Annotated in this window: 14 protein-coding genes; 2 read left to right on the top strand and 12 right to left on the bottom strand. The window is 57.6% G+C overall.

Annotated features, from left to right (window positions below):
* Window positions 1–83: 83 nt before the first annotated feature.
* From G3578_RS12225 to G3578_RS12195, 7 genes are all read right to left on the bottom strand, one after another.
* Entirely contained in the window at window positions 84–1,769 is a 1,686-nt protein-coding gene (locus G3578_RS12225; protein ID WP_165213063.1) for a CoA-disulfide reductase, read from the bottom strand.
* A 124-nt stretch (window positions 1,770–1,893) separates the two neighbouring features.
* The gene (locus G3578_RS12220; protein ID WP_165213314.1) at window positions 1,894–2,427 is read right to left on the bottom strand and encodes a flavodoxin family protein; all 534 of its coding nucleotides are present in this window, start codon (window positions 2,425–2,427) and stop codon (window positions 1,894–1,896) included.
* Between the two features lie 22 nt (window positions 2,428–2,449).
* The gene (locus G3578_RS12215; RefSeq protein WP_165213061.1) at window positions 2,450–3,592 is read right to left on the bottom strand and encodes a restriction endonuclease subunit S; all 1,143 of its coding nucleotides are present in this window, start codon (window positions 3,590–3,592) and stop codon (window positions 2,450–2,452) included.
* Window positions 3,589–5,025 (bottom strand): class I SAM-dependent DNA methyltransferase, encoded by a 1,437-nt coding sequence (locus G3578_RS12210; protein WP_165213059.1) that lies wholly within the window; start codon window positions 5,023–5,025, stop codon window positions 3,589–3,591. The genes G3578_RS12215 and G3578_RS12210 overlap by 4 nt, the downstream gene beginning before the upstream one ends.
* Window positions 5,026–5,291: 266 nt before the next feature.
* The gene (locus G3578_RS12205; protein ID WP_165213057.1) at window positions 5,292–5,477 is read right to left on the bottom strand and encodes a hypothetical protein; all 186 of its coding nucleotides are present in this window, start codon (window positions 5,475–5,477) and stop codon (window positions 5,292–5,294) included.
* Window positions 5,478–5,701: 224 nt separating this feature from the next.
* Window positions 5,702–5,896 (bottom strand): hypothetical protein, encoded by a 195-nt coding sequence (locus G3578_RS12200; RefSeq protein ID WP_346774008.1) that lies wholly within the window; start codon window positions 5,894–5,896, stop codon window positions 5,702–5,704.
* Window positions 5,897–6,037: 141 nt separating this feature from the next.
* The gene (locus G3578_RS12195; RefSeq protein ID WP_165213053.1) at window positions 6,038–6,652 is read right to left on the bottom strand and encodes a DedA family protein; all 615 of its coding nucleotides are present in this window, start codon (window positions 6,650–6,652) and stop codon (window positions 6,038–6,040) included.
* Window positions 6,653–6,934: 282 nt separating this feature from the next.
* On the opposite strand from G3578_RS12195, the gene G3578_RS12190 reads away from it, so the two are divergent.
* Both G3578_RS12190 and G3578_RS12185 read left to right on the top strand, forming a co-directional pair.
* Window positions 6,935–8,605: a DUF6583 family protein gene (locus G3578_RS12190; RefSeq protein WP_165213051.1), complete on the top strand. Its 1,671-nt coding sequence runs from the start codon at window positions 6,935–6,937 to the stop codon at window positions 8,603–8,605.
* A gap of 238 nt (window positions 8,606–8,843) precedes the next feature.
* A complete protein-coding gene (locus tag G3578_RS12185) occupies window positions 8,844–11,948 on the top strand; it encodes a S8 family serine peptidase (protein WP_165213049.1) in 3,105 nt (1,034 codons plus the stop codon).
* Window positions 11,949–12,068: 120 nt separating this feature from the next.
* Here the strand turns inward: G3578_RS12185 and G3578_RS12180 are convergent, their stop codons facing one another.
* From G3578_RS12180 to G3578_RS12160, 5 genes are read right to left on the bottom strand one after another with little or no spacing between them, the layout of a single operon-like run.
* Complete coding sequence (locus G3578_RS12180; RefSeq protein WP_165213047.1) at window positions 12,069–13,412, bottom strand: sensor histidine kinase; 1,344 nt, start codon at window positions 13,410–13,412, stop codon at window positions 12,069–12,071.
* Window positions 13,405–14,100 carry a response regulator gene (locus G3578_RS12175; RefSeq protein ID WP_165213045.1) on the bottom strand — a complete coding sequence of 232 codons (696 nt, stop codon included), beginning with the start codon at window positions 14,098–14,100 and terminating at the stop codon, window positions 13,405–13,407. The genes G3578_RS12180 and G3578_RS12175 overlap by 8 nt, the downstream gene beginning before the upstream one ends.
* Window positions 14,075–14,641 (bottom strand): ferric reductase-like transmembrane domain-containing protein, encoded by a 567-nt coding sequence (locus G3578_RS12170; protein WP_165213043.1) that lies wholly within the window; start codon window positions 14,639–14,641, stop codon window positions 14,075–14,077. The genes G3578_RS12175 and G3578_RS12170 overlap by 26 nt, the downstream gene beginning before the upstream one ends.
* A gap of 26 nt (window positions 14,642–14,667) precedes the next feature.
* Window positions 14,668–15,657, bottom strand: a complete 990-nt coding sequence (locus G3578_RS12165) for an FAD:protein FMN transferase (protein WP_165213041.1) — start codon at window positions 15,655–15,657, stop codon at window positions 14,668–14,670.
* A 30-nt stretch (window positions 15,658–15,687) separates the two neighbouring features.
* The gene (locus tag G3578_RS12160) at window positions 15,688–16,455 is read right to left on the bottom strand and encodes a hypothetical protein (RefSeq protein WP_165213039.1); all 768 of its coding nucleotides are present in this window, start codon (window positions 16,453–16,455) and stop codon (window positions 15,688–15,690) included.
* Between the last annotated feature and the right edge of the window lie 63 nt (window positions 16,456–16,518).

Genomic DNA, 16,518 nt, shown 5'->3' with positions numbered 1-16,518 from the left:
CCCTTCCCAGACAAACAGATTGAGCCCCGCTCCGTCGGCATGGCCCAGGCAAACGGCCGCGCTGCCCGGTTGGACGCCAGCGATCATTCTTCCCGCGAATCGGACCGTGGCTCTGTTCTTCCCTCTCCATAGACGCTGGCGTATGTTTTGTATCCGCCATCCACGTTTTTTACGCGGAAGCCGTGTTGGCTCAGGATGCGCGCCGCTATATAGCCGCGCAGCCCTACCTGGCAGGAGACATAAACCGTCCGATCCTTTGGAATGTCAGCCAACCGGCTGCGGAGTTCGCCCAGCGGGATATTGATGGACCCCGGGATATAACCCTTCTCACGTTCAACCGGTTCGCGCACGTCAATAAGCAGACCGCCGTCCGCAACAAGGCGGTCAATCTCATGCCACTGCACGATCTCCACCAGGCCCTCCGCGATGTTGGAAGCTACGTAACCCGCCAGATTGACCGGGTCTTTGGCGGAAGAGTACGGCGGCGCATAGGCGAGTTCCAGATCGGCCAGGTCGAATACGGTCAAGCCACCCTTGATGGCTGTGGCAATCACGTCGATCCGTTTGTCCGCTCCTTCCGCCGAGACGGCCTGCGCGCCCAGGATGCGCCCCGTTTTGGGCTCAAACAACAGCTTCAGCGACAGCTGCGCCGCTCCCGGATAATACCCGGCATGGGAGGCGGGGTGGATGTGAATCGCTTCATAGGGCATCCCCAGCTTCTTCAGTGTTTTCTCATTGTTTCCCGTGATCGCGACGGTCAGGTCGAATACCTTGACGATCGCGGTACCCAACGCCCCTTTGTATGCGGCCCGGCGTCCGTTGATATGATCGGCCACCAGCCGCCCCTGCCGATTGGCTCCCCATGCCAGCGGCACCATCGTCGGCTGGCCGTTGATCCAGTCCTTCACCTCGATGGCATCCCCGATGGCATAGATAGAAGGGTCGCTTGTCTGCAGCGACTCGTTTACCCTGATGGTTCCACGAACCCCCAACTCCAGGCCCGCTTCCTTCGCGAGGTTGCTCTCCGGCTGCACGCCGATGGCAAGAATGATCATGTCGGTGGCGATTTCCCGTCCGCTGGCCAGCTTCACCCGCTTGCCCTTGTCCGCAAGCGCCTGCACCCCGTCTGCCAGAATCAGCTCGACGCCTTTGCTGCGCAGATGATCATGCACCAGAGCCGCCATCTCAAGGTCGAGCGGCGGCAGCACCTGATCGGCCATCTCTACCAGCGTGACACCAAGGCCGCGTTCACGCAGGTTCTCCGCCATTTCCACGCCGATAAAACCGCCGCCGATCACCACCGCGTGACCGGGACGGCGGGAATCGACATACTCCTTGATGGCGTCCGTATCCGGTATATTGCGCAGGGTGAAGAGCGCTTCCGCCTCCTCGATCCCCGACAGCGGCGGCTTGATCGGTTTGGCACCCGGCGAAAGGATCAGGATGTCATACCCTTCTTCGTAGATCTCCCCGCTCCTCAGATCGCGGACCGACACCGTTTGGCGGTCCCGATTGATACGGATGACCTCGCTCAGATTGCGGATATCGAGATGGAAACGGGCGGACATCCCTTCCACCGTCTGCACAAGCAGCTTCTGCCGCTGCGTGATCTTCTCCCCGATGTAATAGGGCAGCCCGCAATTGGCAAACGAGATATGCTCTCCCCGTTCAAACAGAATGATATGATCGTGTTCGTTTAACCGACGTAGCCGGGCAGCCGCTGTGGCCCCGCCTGCGACACCGCCGACAATGACGATTTTCCTGCTCATGGTTATCCCTCCCATATACCGGCTGGGGTATTCATGTAAATAAAAAAGAGACGTTCCTTATACCCCCGTGGGTATTTTAGAACGCCTTGGCGAAGCTGTCAACGCCTGCCCTTGCCTTGATTCCTCAATCCAAAAGCGCTTTTCTGATCTGTGCCGCCTGGGCAATCGCCTGCTCATCCCGCTGCACGTCGCCCGGCTTGTTTCCTTTTCCGATCAGATAATGGGCAAATTCCATCCCGAAATACCGGAAGATGTGGGTAAACTGTCCCACCAACGGCAGCGCCTCGATGCGGGGATTATCGCCCCCCACGATCACTACGTACGCTTTTTTCGTGCGCATCTGCGCCTTGAAGTCCAAATCGGGATCCCGCAGGCTCTGGGACCAGCGATCGATGAAATTCTTCATCAGCCCGGACATGCCGTACCAATACAGCGGTGTGGCAAACACGATCGCGTCGTGGCGCAGCATCTCCTGAACCACTTCGTCGTAGTCGTCATCCACCGGCGAGAAGCCTTCCGCCGTATGACGCATGTCCTGAATGGGGCGAATCTGTTTCTCCCTCAGATAGATACGGGTGGCAGGCAGCCCCTCCACCATGCGTTCGGTCAACCATTCGGTATTGCCTCCCCGGCGTGTGCTTCCATACAGAATGAGCAGTTTCACGATCAATCACTCCTTGTTACCGTATTGTCAGCTCGCCCGCAAACACCCGCTGCAGAAGCCCCCGGAGGTTCTCCTCCAGTCTGGCGAGCTGCCGGTGCATCAGCTGTTTCTGGTGCTGGATCTGTTCATAAGTTCGGGCAAAGGCTTGCTGCTCGGACAGCGGCGGCAGCGGGACCGGGAAGGAACGAAGATCCCCCAGTCCGATGAACCGCTGGGTGCCGCCCCTTTTTGTGGCGTGCATCCATTCGGCAAAGTACGGCGAATCGAGCAGAGTTTTCAGATAGACGTTGGATACCCGGTCGGCCCCGGCGAACTTGATCAGGGCGACGTTTTTGATGGCAAAGGGGCGCTCGGTATCCACGATGACCGGACGGCCGATCGTGCCGATCATCGGCAGCAGGATATCGCCCTTGTCCACCTTGGAGCGCTTGTTGATCGCCTGAAAATCGGCCTCCGCGATCAACTTGGCGGCGTCAAAGTCGATCGTGCCGTTTGCCAGATGTCTGGAGGTGATCAGCGGGTATCCCGCCGAGACATAGGCGGGAGATTCATGCGTCCCGTCCCGCACGTCGCAAATCTCCCCCAGCGGGACCAGGACATATCGCCGAGGGTTGTCCACCGGATCGCCAAACCTCTCGATAAAGAAGGCCTCCACCAGCTCGTCCAGCTTGGCCAGCGCCTGCTGCCGCTTTGCCACCAGCGCTTCCGCCGTATCCAGCAGGCGCACCAGTTTCTCCTGCACGGAAACGGCCGGCAGCGGCACGACGATCTGGTCCAGCGCCGCCTTGGTCAGCTTGCCCCGCGTCGTGCCGGTGATGAAGCCGGACAAATCCGCGTAGTTCAGATAATGCTTCAGATAGTCGAGCCGGACCCGCTCCGTCTCCTGCAGCACATGGGCATGATTGCTGACCCAGCACTTCCCTTCATACACAAAGGCGCACCGCTGCCAGGCCCCCCAGCTTCCCCCGTCTTCGGCGACGCAGAGGATTTTCCCGTCAAACAGATAATCGTCGATGTAACCGATGATGCGGTTGGCGCCGATATAGGGATAGAGCCTGTCACGACTGATCCGCCGGCGCTCCGTTTTGTTCAGCGGCCTGCGCAGATGGTCCAGATTGATGGTGACGTCACGAATGCGTACGTGCTCAACGGCGCTCACCCGATCATCTCCTTCAACTGTCTCAGCGCATCGGCAATCTCATCCTCCAGCTGGGCGATCTCCTGCAGGATTTGGCCCGGCGGCGGATACTCCTTTTTGGCGGGCATCCGCTGCTTGTACCGGTTGATGCTGAGATCATAGCGGTTTGCCCTGATCTCCCCGACCTCCACCAGGAAGGACTGCTCGGTGCGGGCACGGGATCGCTCCGCCTCCAGGTTGGCAAAGCGGGCCAGGATATCCGGGATGTTGTTCTCCTCATGCTTGTCCGGGTCCAGCTGGCGGCGGTGGTCATCGAGGGAGTAGCCGTCCGCCAGCATGTCGTAAAACCACACCCGCTCCGTGCCGCCGCAGTTGGTTTTCGTAAAGATCAGGATCGCAGTGGAGACGCCCGCATACGGTCGAAACACCCCGGCAGGCAGGGAGATCACCGCCTCCAGCCTGTGCCGGTCGACGATCAGCTGGCGGATCGCCACATGCGCCTTGGAGGAGCCGAACAGCACACCATCCGGCACGATCACCGCGCAGCGGCCGCCGGTCTTTAACACGCGGAGGATGAGCGCCAGGAAGAGCAGCTCCGTCTTTTTGGTTTTGACCGCAGCCAGCAGACTTGCGGATACCCGGCTGCCGTCTATCGAGCCCTTGAACGGCGGGTTGGCCAGCACCAGCGAATACTTCTCCTCTTCCGTATACGCTTCCGCCAATACGTCCCGATAGAAAATATTGGGGTCCTCCATGCCATGAAGCAGCAGATTCATCGAGGCGATCCGCAGCATGGTCGGATCGGTATCGAAACCGTAAAACATGGTCTGCCGGAAATGCTGCTGCAGCGCGGGGGTACCGCTCTCTGCCGACAGTTGGTCCCGGTACGTCCCGGCAACGTAATCCGCCGCTTCCACGAGAAACCCGGCGGTGCCTGCCGCCGGATCGAGGATGGTATCCTGGAGTGTCGGCTTCATGAGCTGGACCATCATCCGGATGATATGGCGCGGCGTGCGGAATTGGCCGTTGGTGCCCGATGTGGACAGCTTGGCCAGCAGGTATTCGTACAAATCGCCGAGCGCATCCTGATTCTTGGCCGGCAGGTCTCCCACCAGCCGATCGATGGCCGTCACGATCCGCTGCAGCATGACCGGCGAGGGAATAAGAAAGACGGCATTCTCCAGATGGCGGGCAAACCGGGAGTTCTTCCCGCCCAGCCGCTTCAAGCGCGGAAAAACCTCATCCTTGACGATCCGGAACATGTCGTCGGCTTCCTTGTGGGCGAAGCCGGACCAGCGGATGCCCGGTTCCAGTACGCCCTCTTTCTCATCCAGCCGTTTGAGAAACAGCAGATAGGTAAACTGCTCGATGACCGTCAGCGGATTGGTGATCCCGCCTGTCCAGAAGATTTCCCAGATGGCATCCACGCGATGCCGAATCTCTCCCGTCAACATGCCGATCCCTGTGGTTTCGCCAAACCGCCCGCCACGATCGCTTGCATCCCGTTTTCTTGGGACGGATCGATGTTTTTCCGGCTGGCGGCAATCGTGATCCATGTCATCATCGTCTTCCTCCCTCGAATGCGTCCTTACCTGTCATGTTATCAAAGAGCAGGATATCCCAAAAGCCGCCGCACCACGCAGCATCGTTTCCGGCCGGCTCATTCGGCGGCTTACGGCAGCGCGTCATCCGGGGTGCGGAAAAAGACAGGGCAGCCGTTTCAACCGTCTCCCCCTGTTTGATCCGCAGCCAACGTCCGTTTGCAAGATATCTGATACGATACGTTGTACAGCCGCCGTTTGTCAATCACCGCACGCGCCACCAATACGCTCTGCTCTGCACCGATCAATCCCGCTTGCTCCCCCAGGCTGGCATTGACGCAAACAAGAGGCTGTCCCAAAGGCATTTTCCGATGCTGCCGCCCCGCTTTAAGGGCAAGATCACATCAAAAACAAACATCCCGCCCCACTTGTGATCGTGAAACGGGATGTTGTTCATTTGTGGGCTTCCGTCATCTGGAACTACCCTTTGGGACAGCCTCGTCTCTCTCAACCGCCCCCAAACATAAACGATCGTTTAACAGAAAAAAAGAGCATCATTTTTCCCGCTGCGTTGCCGGGCAGAACGCGGTCAACCGAGAAAAGCATGAACAATCATCGAAAAAATGACCACCAGGCTGATGACAAACCCCGCCATCAGCACGATACCCGAACGAATCCGCTTCTGCAGCAACCGCATCAAGCCCAAGCTGAACAAGGTGCCGCAGAGCATGAAATATAATACGCCCATCCAAAACTGATCCCAGGTCAGGCTGGTCAGATCCACAATCCCCAACAGTCCTTCACATCCTTTGCGAGACTTCACCAGATTCATTATATCAGGAATGGGCGCTCATCGCCGCTTTCCGTCTCCGGCTGCAACAAAACTGTCATGCGGATGGCTCGCGCACCGGCAGCAGTCCCTCTTCTATTCGCCCGTATCCCCCCGGCGAAACGATGCTTTCCGGCTGCGGAAAAACCGTACCGCGAACCAGATAAGCAGGATGCCGATCGCTGCAGCCATGACAGACTGGGAAAACGTCTCTTCCAGATCGGCTGCATTGCTGCCCAACAGATGGCCTGCGAGAAAAAAGAGCAGCGTCCAGACAAACCCCGTCGTATAGGAAAACATGGCGTATCGGCGAAAGCGCATATGACCGATTCCTACCAGATAAGGCACGACATGTCTGACTACCGGAAGAAAGTAGCTGATGCACAGCGCGTAATGGCCGTAACGATCCAACAGTCTCTCCGCCCGCAGGATGTGGGGAGCCAGCCCCCTCCGCTTGCGCAAGCGGTCAAGAATACCTGCACCCATCGTTCTTCCCAGCACATAGCCCAGGGATAAGCCGGATACAACCCCCAGGTACGTAATCAAAAATGCCGGAATCACCCGCAAATACCCAAGCGAGGTTGTGACTCCGGCTGTCATCACAATCACTTCGTCCGGGATCGGCATGCCGACTATCCCAAGCCACAGCGCAAAAAACAGGGCGGGATATCCCCATTGAACCACCATGTCAATGACCGCTTGATTTTCCATGTCTCCCCGTCCTTTATTTATGGATAGCAGTGATAAAAAGGCTGGATTTCCCTGTCGCTATAAATACGTATCAACTCCCTTCTTCGTTTCGGACCGCCGTTCCCCACCGTTCGTGATGCACATGATCGCGGATGCTGCGGGAGCAAGGGCGTAGGTCATTATGCCCGTTTTTGTCAATTTGTGAATTAACTAACATTTTTTGCTATTCCATGTGCTAAAATATTCCGGTAGCGATGCCCGACATCGGCACAGCTTCAACCATAAACAAACCAGGAGGAACCCATGGAAACCAATCTTCATATGGAACCGCATACTTCCCCGAAAAAAAGCAGGAAATCATGGATCATCGGGGGAGCCATTCTGTTGGTGCTGCTGGGAGGGCTTGCCACGGCATATGCCGGGCTGGACCTGTTGAAAAGCACCAAAACCATCTATCTGGAGGCAGAAGCCGCCAACCTGCAGGAATGGGAAACGAGATACAACGAGGCCCTCTCCGACTTCGACAAGGAGGTGCGGCCTTATCTCGAAAACCCGGTCCATACCTCGATGGAGCTGTCCGATTTCTCCATTGACGCCGCGATTCCGGACCCGCAGGCCCAACTGGTGGTAGACCTGGTGAAACAAGCCAGGCTGAAAATCGACAGCGACCTTGACCAGCAGAAGAAGCTGCAGCATTCCACGTTAACGCTGCAGTTGAAGGAAAAAGATGTTGTCAGTGCGGAAATGCTGATGTTGGATCAGACGAAACTGGCGATCAAGCTGCCCGATTTTTATCAAAAATTCGCGGTCATCGACCTGAACGATCAGGAAGCCCTGAAACAAAAACATATCGAGAATCTGCCGAAGCGCTTCCTCGACTACAACGACCTCCTCAACGCGGTCAAAATCAGCAGGGAGGATGTCGTTCCGGTCGTGGAACCGTACATCAGGCTGTATGTGGATTCCCTTTCCGACAAGCAGATTACCGTAAACAACGACGCCACCTTCGAGCGTGACGGCTTCAAAACCTCCGCCCGCGAAATCACGGTAACCTTCAGCCATGAGGAAATGAAGGCGCTGCTCGGCAAGATGCTGGAGAAGGCTGCCGCCGACGACAAACTGTTCGACCTGTTTTACACCCGCTACCAAAACGTCACAAAGCTCCTGACCGACAGCGGCTATCCGGATGCGGAAGCGAAGCCGCGGGAAGAACTGAAAGGCGATTTCCTGCAGTGGCTTGACGACAGGAAGAAGGAACTGGACGACAACAAACTGGATTACAGCGCCAAAATGGTCCTGCTCGTCGACGGGGAGAACCACCTTCTCTCCCGCAAGCTCATCTCCACCGCTCCGGGAGATGAAGGAGACGTCTTGGAGGCAGCGTCCTGGAAGAACAACCGGGAGGAAAACGTCTTCCTGAAACTGGCCGGCACGCCGAAGAGCGACGAAAACGGCGAGCTCACCTACGCCTACAAGGCCGCCGGAACAGAAGCCGACAAAAAAGGAACCGTCAGCCTTCAGTTGAAAGGGACCAAAGACGGCAAGCTTGAGACCCGGTTCGACTTCCGCACGGCGTTTGCCGTCACCAAAGAGAGCGGCAAAGAAACGGGCAAATATGACTTCACGTTAAACGTGGAGGATCAATCAGGAGACCCGTTGGCCCTCTCCGGGACCATCGATTCGACGCTGGTGAAAAGCGGCAGCAAGCGGGAGACGGAAACCGGCGTGAAGCTGAGCTTTGACCAGGCAGCCCCGGATCTGCCGAGAAGCATCGGGTTTCATCTGAAGGGCACGGAAGAGCAGATCGCCGAAGTCAAACTGCCCGATCTGACCCCGGAAAACTCGTTCAACCTGGCCACCATGACCGACAGCGAAATGGCCCAAGTCCAGCAGGAAGTGATGCAATCCGCCCAACAATTCATGTTGAAGAACATGCAGCTCTTCCAGGAGCTTGGCCTTATTCCGCAGCCATAACAGGCGTTTCTCAGCCCGCTCCCCCTCCTTTCGTCTGCCAGACAGGAGGGGGATTTATTTTATCGACAGAAACGCCATCGGGAAAAGAAGCGCGATCTATTGCTGTCGACTGTTGTTGAAACATGAAGTGTTTTGTCAAAAATATAAGAAAACTATTTTTTGTTAATAAAAGGAATACTCCGGCTCTCCGCGAAATTTGATCTTCGATGTTCATTGTTGTGAAAAGGAGGCAGACATGATGAAGAAGACCAGGCGTTTCACTTCTCTCACGCTGGCAGCATTGCTCATCACCGGCGGATTGCCCTACCATGCTTTTGCATCCGAGAACCTGAGCGCCCGCGATCTGGAAAAGGTGAACAAGGTTACCAAGGCCATCGCAGAATTTGAGACGGCACAGGTCAAAATCGCTTCGAGCCTGAACACCCGTTCCAGCAAAACGGTCAGCGTCATCGTCCAGTTGGCGAGCGACCCGGCCATCGTCTCCAAGCATCAGGGCAGACGCACGCTTTCGGCACAGGCGCTGGAAGCAAAAGTGGAAAAAGAACAGGCGTCCTTCCTCCGGGAGGCCAAGAGCAAAACGGACAAGTTGCGGGTGGGCCGCCAGTTTACCCAGGTGTTCAACGGGATCGAACTCTCGCTGCCTGCCAACCAGATTCCGGATTTGGCCAAGCTGCCGAACGTCAAGGCCATTTACGAAAACAAGCAGTTCTCCATTCCCGAAGTCGAGGTGGAGAAAAGCGGAGACACCAAGTATGACACGGCGCCGCTGAAACAGATCGGCGTCCTGGACATGTGGAAGCTGGGCCTGAACGGCAAAGGGCTGAAGGTGGGCGTCATCGACACGGGTGTCGACTACCTGCACCCTGACTTGAAAGATGCCTACAAAGGCGGCTACGACTCTTACGACAACGACAAGGATCCGTATGAAGAAGCACCGATTGCCCCTGAAGACGACCGGGAAGGCGGAGGATATCAAGGCTCCAGCCACGGGACACACGTCTCCGGGACGATCGTCGGCCGCGCGAAAAACACACAGTCCGACGTCAATGTGAAAGGGATCGCCTACGCGGCCGATCTGTACGTCTACCGCGTGCTGGGACGCTATGGCGGCAGCACCGCCCAGGTGATCGACGGCATCGAAAAAGCCGTGAAGGACGGCATGGATGTCATCAACCTGTCGCTGGGGTCCGATTACGAGAAAAACGCCGATTCGCCCGATTCCATCGCGGTCAACAACGCCATGTTGGCAGGCGTGATCACCGTGGTAGCCAGCGGCAACGCCGCCCAGAACGAGCCCGGCAGGCACTACTACACCGCCGGTTCGCCAGCGGGTGCCAAGCTGCCGATTACCGTAGGGGCCGTCACTTCGCCGAGCACCCTCTACGATGGTTCCGCCAGCTCGTCTTTCGGCAAGGATTACCGTTTCCATGTCATGGCGTGGCAGATCAAGAAGGAGAATTTCGCCCAATTGATCGGAACCAATCCGCTCCCGGTGGTCTACGCCAACCTCGGCTCCGAGACAGATTTCCAAAAGGTGGATGTCAAAGGAAAGGTCGCGTTGATCTCGCGCGGCGTCCTTACGTTTGATGCCAAAATCAAGAATGCCGTCAATGCGGGTGCCAAAGCCATCGTGATCTTTAACGGCAACGACCTGGACGGCGACGGGGTGGCAGATCTGGATCTGGATCAGCGAACCGACTATATCGGAACGATCCTGGGCGACCAGATGGAAGCCGTACCTACCTTTGACATGAGGGGGGATGAGGGGCGCGCGCTGGCCAAGGAAATCCTGGCTGACCCGGACAAGGCCAAAACGCTCACCTTTACCTTCTCCGCCGATTATCCGAAAACGGAAGACCAGGGTGACAAAATGGCCGGCTTCAGCTCGCGCGGACCGGTACTGGGCGACGATTACAGCATCAAGCCGGATGTGTCGGCACCGGGCGTCTCCATCCTCTCCAGCATCCCGGCCTGGAAGAAACTGATTCCGAAAGCCAAATATGATCTGGCCTATTCCCGATTCAACGGCACCAGCATGGCGACCCCGCATGTCGCCGGGCTTGCGCTCCTGCTGAAGCAGGCGCATCCGGAATGGACGCCGTTTGATGTGAAAGCCGCGCTTTCCAACACGGCGAAGCGCATCTCCGATGAGGAAGGCACCCCCTACGATGTCTATTCGCAAGGGGCCGGCCGGGTCGACGGCTACGCGGCGGCGAAGACTCCCGCCGTGCTGGAAACGGTCGAAAACATTACGATCCTGAACCAGGATCTGGAGCCGCAAACGATCACGTATAACGGCAACAGCATCTCTTTCGGCCTGCTGAAAGCGGGCAGCGATCCCGTCACCCGCAAGCTGCAGCTGAAGAACACCTCCAAGGAAGATGTTCATTATACGGCCAAAGTCGTCATGCACAAGGCTGTCACCACCGACCCATACGATCCGCAGGAGACACCGGATGTGAATGACATCGATGTCTCCCTGTCCAAAACGACCATCAACGCAGACGGCAGGGATACGACGGAATTCACGCTGCAGTTGGCGCCGGAAGCCGATGCGGAAGAAGGGGTCTACGAGGGCGAAGTCCTGCTGAAGAGCAAAGACGGCAATCCCGATCTTCATCTCCCCTTCGTCGTTCACGTCGGCGACCAGCGGGAAGATACGCATTTCGGGTTCGACGATCTGAAACTGTCGGATACCAACATTACGCCTGATGGAGACGGCAAGGAAGATTCCTTCACCCTGGAAGCCCTGCTGCAGGCGGAAGATGTCAATGTGATCGAACTGCAGGCTTGGACGTACGATGACACCTACATTGGGACCATGGCCACGATGTTCGACGATTACCGGATGTTCGCTCCAGGCCCGATCACGTTCTCCAATCTGGACGGCACCTATTATGACGGCTCGACCGTTGCCAAGAAGCTGGATCCGGGCAAATACAAGCTTCGTCTGGTTGGATACACCGTCGATCCCACCCTGCCAAAAGGGGAGCAGATCGTGAATACCTACGAAGCATGGAAAGCCTTCGCGATCTCGGAAGGAGACGGTGAATCCGCATCCGCCGCCGCTGCCAAAGCCGTGAAAAAGGCCGAAGACGCCTTTAAGGCCAAAATCGTCAATACGAGCGAACTGGACAAAGCGGTGCTGGAGCTGCCGGAAGATACGGACGATGTCACGTATCGGGTAACGAGAAGCTCCAACGACAAGTACATCGACGACAACGGCGTTCTCAAGGCGCTGCCCGACGACAAAACCACCGTCACGCTGTATGTCACGATCGCTTCGGCAGCCGACCCGTCCGTGAAGGCAACGGCAAGGGTGCGCGTCACCTTGGAGCCGTAAGAAAACCCCGCCCGGCTTGAGCGAACGCGCCACCCACCCGGCGGCAGCTGCCGCGCTGCCGAGCGGGGCACTCGCCGCGCCGGACAGGGCACCCAACCTTTTCGCCGTCACTTTAAACCGTCAGGGAGATCTCCCTGGCGGTTTCGTTCTTTCCAGACAGACGGTAAAAACCGTACCTTGCTGTATGTCACTGGAGACGTGAATGGTGCCCTGATGCTCCTGCACGATCTGGCGGGCGATGGAAAGCCCGAGACCGCTTCCGCCGGTGCTGCGGGATCTGGCTTTATCCGCCCGGTAGAAGCGCTTGAACACATGAGGGAGATCTTCCTGCGCAATCCCGCACCCGTTGTCGGCGACGGTCAGCGCGATCTTCTGCCGGGACGTTCTCTCCAGGCTCACCCTGACGTATCCGCCCGACTCCGTGTACTTGATGCCGTTATCAATCAAAATGTAAAGCAGCTGCAACATCTTGTCCCGATCCCCGTGATAAACGGCTGCTTCCTCCGGCAGGCCATTGTGAAAGGACAGCGCAACACCCTTTTGTTCTGCGGCGAGTTGCATGCGGCTGACGGCTTCCTGTACGGTTTGGGGGAAGTGGAAAGGGGTGCGGGTGAGGGGGGAGCCGCTTTGCTTTTGCGTATCCTGGCGGGCAAGCGCAAGAAGATTTTCGCTCAGCCGGATCAAGCGTCTGATCTCATCCAGCATGCTGTCCAGGACAGACTGGTGGAAGGACGGGAGCGCCCCTTTGCACTCCATCAGAATCTCGGCAGAGGACAGCATCACGCTCAAAGGGGTACGCAGTTCATGGGAGGCATCGGCCGTAAAATCCAGCTGCCGTTGATAAGCCCGATTGATCGGAATCATGGCACGCCCCGCAAAGAAGTATCCGGCCGCCGTCCCGATCCCCAACATGAGGATCGCCGCGAAGCTCAAGCCCCATCTCATTTGGCGCAGCAGTTCGTTCATTCCGGTAATATCCTCTCCCAGATAAACGGTGAAGGAACCTCCTTCCGGCGCAAGCAACAGCTTGCTGACCGCAAACGTCCGGCTGCCCTCCTGTACGGCCTGCTGGATGATGACCATTTTGTCCGGCTCCAGCGCAAGAGCTTGCCAATCATGCACAAGCGCTTGTGCCATCGCCGGATCTTTTTTTTGCAGGGAACTCACAATCCTGCCCGTATCCTGTTCAACAAAGATGACATACTGGTTGGGAAGCACGAAATCCCAATCCATCTCCTCCATCTTTCCGGCAAGCTCATGCCCGCGGTGCGGCTTTTCTTCCCGTTCGACGTGCTCCTTCCACTCATGGAGGGCCTTGTCCGCCAGCGAACGGAGCTGTGCGCGCTCATTGCCGTGTATCACCATCGACAGGATGAAATAGAAGGAAAACACCATGATCAGCAGGATGAGCCCGATCATGCCGCTGTAAATCAACGTCAGCCTTCTTCTCGTTTTTTCAAACATGATCGTTCTCCTCCTGGCAGCTCAGCCGGTACCCGAACCCCCTTACATTGTGGATCAGCTTCTGCGCAAAACCGTCGTCCACTTTTTTGCGCAGGAGCTTGATGGCGGCATCAACCGCATTGGGCGTGATTGCCGCATCCACCCCCCACACGTGATCCAGCAGTTGTTCCCGCGATATGGTCCGGCCGGCATGGCGCATCATGAAGGCCAGGAGCTGGAATTCCTTTTTGGTCAGGGCGATGGGCACGCCTTCCCGCGTGACCTCGTGGGTCAGCGTATTGAGCGTTATCCCCCCCACCGTGTACACATCCTCGTGATAATCCGGCAGACGGTTCCGCCGCCCCAGCGCATGGATGCGGGCAAACAATTCTTCAAAAGCAAAAGGTTTGACCAAATAGTCGTCCGCCCCGCTGTTCAAGCCCAGGACGCGATCCGGGACCGCATCCCTCGCCGTCAGCATCAGAATGGGCGTCGCATCGTTCCGGCTCCTTAGCTCTTTGCAAATCTCCAAGCCGCTTTTACGGGGCATCATCCAATCCAGAATATAGAGATCATAACGGCTCTTCTTCAAATAATCGTCAACCAGTTCGGGGTCTGACACCCAGTCTACGGTATGGTACTCCCGGGACAGCTTGTATTGCACCAGAGCCCCGAGTTTGCTGTCATCCTCGATGAGCAAGATATGCACGGTCCCGCTTCCTTCCGAAGAACAAACGTACAATCAGCAGCAACACCATTATCCCAAAGCTCAGCACATACATCAAATAGACCGCCGGATGCTTCGTATCGCTTCCCACCCCCAGACCGTGGATCAAGGCGGCCAGAAAGACGGGATAGGAACCGATATGAATCATGCGCCACAGCTTATGCGGCATCCTGTTTCTCAGATCGGTCGTCAGGATCAGGATCAGGGTGCCATAGGCGGCCAGTGTGCCAATGCCGTTCCAAAGCGGTTTATACGCCGCTCGGAAGGGAATCAGGATTTCCAGCCAGGAAAACGGCATATATGTATCGATCACCAGGATCATGGCGTGCAGGATGCCGCAAAAAGTGCCCGCGACGGTAACCGTCGAATGGCATTTGTAGAGAGCGGCCTTGCCCTTCCCTTTCCATACCGGCATGCTGTACAACATCCCCAGGCTTACCCCCGCAAACAGCAGAAGATATGCCAGCAGCCCCAGGAAGCGAATCAGCTCCCAGGTGGGTAAACTTGTGAGAAACGCTACCATACTGTGTCCTCCTTTCCCCGCGAGTCTTACCGGCCGATGTGTGCGACATCAATCCACACCGCGGGCCATTGTTCCCTGTCCACGCTCTTCCCGCCCACATAATGCACCTCCCCCGTGCCGGTCACAAACAGCGCTTCCGCATGGGGAAGATGGGCTTTCAGCAGCGGAACCGCCTCCTTGCTGCCCAGGATGCACACCACCTTGGCCCAGATCTCGCATTCGACCACACTGCTGCCGATGACGGTGCACTGCACCACATCGCTTTGCGCAGGCCGCATCGTGCGGGGATCCACCAGATGATGCATCTCGCCGCAATCAGTCCGCCAGCGTCTCCCCAGCACGCTGGATGTCGCGACCGCTCCATCGAAGGCGGCGTATTGGGCCAGCTCCCCCTCTTCATTCCAGGGGTCCGCAATGCCGATCAGCCATGGTTCGTCCTTTTGAAAGCCTCCCCACACCTGCAAATCCCCTCCTGCGTTCAGCACCCCCCGCGGGATGCGGTGGCGGCGTTTCAACCGGCTGACCATCCGCTCCACCGCCCACCCTTTCACGATGCCGCCAAGATCGATGGCCGCTCCCTCGCTGAGAGAGACGGATTTCATCCCCACATCGAGCACCATCTCATGGCACCGTTTGTCCGGGGGCGGCGCGGTAACCGCAATCCGGTACCGCAGGCGTTCAAATGAACAGGAGTAGCCCGCATGCTGCAAAGCTTCCCCGACAAAATAATCGAAAATCCCCCTGGTTTGCTGCCGGTACATCTCGGCAAGCGACAGCACTTCCGCCATCGCGGCGGAGACGAGCGTGAGCTTCCCGCTGTTTTGATTGAGACGGGACAGTTCGCTGCCCGGCAAAAAGCGGCTAAAGCGCTGCTCCGTGCTGAAAAACCATCTCCTGACAGACTCCTCCAGAGCGATCGCGCATTTGTCATCGCCATTTTCCGTTTCCACCGTCAACTCGATCGTCGTGTTCATGGCGCGGCACTCCATCTGCCGGATCACTGCGGTGTCGGGCATCGTTTTTCTCCCCTCCGTATTGTTTACATCTCAGGAGCGGCGGCTTTTGGTATGGGATTTTTTCCGCTTTTCAGGCCGGGAATCCGACGAACGGTGTGCGCTGCTTCCGGAATCCTGCTCTTCGGCCGGCTGCGTCTCCGCCACCTGGCTGTTTCCATCGTTTGTCTCCGTGACCGTGGGGGGAGCGGGCACGGTTGACGGAACGGCCGGAGCGGGCGATGGCTGCGCAGGGATATCCGGAGGAGCGGGCAGTGGCTGCGACGGAATATCCGGTGGGACGGGCGCTTGCGGGCCAACGGCGGAACCCGCGATATCGGGAGGGATGGGCGACGGCTGCGGGCTTGGACTGCCGCTGTTCGGCTTTTTCACCGGTAGGCTCGGATGCGCCGCTTTCCCCTTTGGCGATGCGGCCCTTGAGCTGCCGCTCGCCTGTTTCCGGGCGCTGTTGGTTGAAGCGGCGGGGGCGGCAGACATCTGCTGCTTTCCTTCCATGGCGGCAGCAGGGCTCTCCGCTGCTGGCGACCGCCCCTGCGACAAATTTGTTGCCGCTTCCACCGTATGGGTATCCGTGACGCCGATCCTCTCCGCATCCTCGGGCAGATTCCCTTGTTCCCCCTCATTCATCACCTGATCGTCATCGGCGGCGTCCTCCGGCTCATCGGAATCAATCTGCGCCTGCAGCGCCCGCTCATGCGCTGCTTCAAATGCCGGATCGGCCTTGGCCGATTGAAAAAGCATGGCAAGGGCAAACACCACCCCTCCTCCCATCTTCCATTTCAACCATTTGGAACGCTTCATTCCCGAATCCTCCTGCTCGGTAAGGTAAGACCATCTTACCGGGCTTTTCTGAAAAAACCATGA

Origin of the sequence: Brevibacillus sp. SYP-B805 (assembly GCF_011059135.1) — a bacterium.
Classification (GTDB): Bacteria; Bacillota; Bacilli; order Brevibacillales; family Brevibacillaceae; genus Brevibacillus_F.
This window is presented reverse-complemented; position numbering and strand designations above follow the sequence as displayed.

Excerpts from the sequence above, each read along its gene's own strand:
- G3578_RS12225 (WP_165213063.1), bottom strand. The coding sequence starts at position 1,769 with ATGAGCAGGAAAATCGTCATTGTCGGCGGTGTCGCAGGCGGGGCCACA.
- G3578_RS12210 (WP_165213059.1), bottom strand. The coding sequence starts at position 5,025 with ATGTTGACGGGAGAGATTCGGCATCGCGTGGATGCCATCTGGGAAATC.
- G3578_RS12205 (WP_165213057.1), bottom strand. The coding sequence starts at position 5,477 with ATGCCTTTGGGACAGCCTCTTGTTTGCGTCAATGCCAGCCTGGGGGAG.
- G3578_RS12195 (WP_165213053.1), bottom strand. The coding sequence starts at position 6,652 with ATGGAAAATCAAGCGGTCATTGACATGGTGGTTCAATGGGGATATCCC.
- G3578_RS12190 (WP_165213051.1), top strand. The coding sequence starts at position 6,935 with ATGGAAACCAATCTTCATATGGAACCGCATACTTCCCCGAAAAAAAGC.
- G3578_RS12185 (WP_165213049.1), top strand. The coding sequence starts at position 8,844 with ATGAAGAAGACCAGGCGTTTCACTTCTCTCACGCTGGCAGCATTGCTC.
- G3578_RS12180 (WP_165213047.1), bottom strand. The coding sequence starts at position 13,412 with ATGTTTGAAAAAACGAGAAGAAGGCTGACGTTGATTTACAGCGGCATG.
- G3578_RS12170 (WP_165213043.1), bottom strand. The coding sequence starts at position 14,641 with ATGGTAGCGTTTCTCACAAGTTTACCCACCTGGGAGCTGATTCGCTTC.
- G3578_RS12165 (WP_165213041.1), bottom strand. The coding sequence starts at position 15,657 with ATGCCCGACACCGCAGTGATCCGGCAGATGGAGTGCCGCGCCATGAAC.
- G3578_RS12160 (WP_165213039.1), bottom strand. The coding sequence starts at position 16,455 with ATGAAGCGTTCCAAATGGTTGAAATGGAAGATGGGAGGAGGGGTGGTG.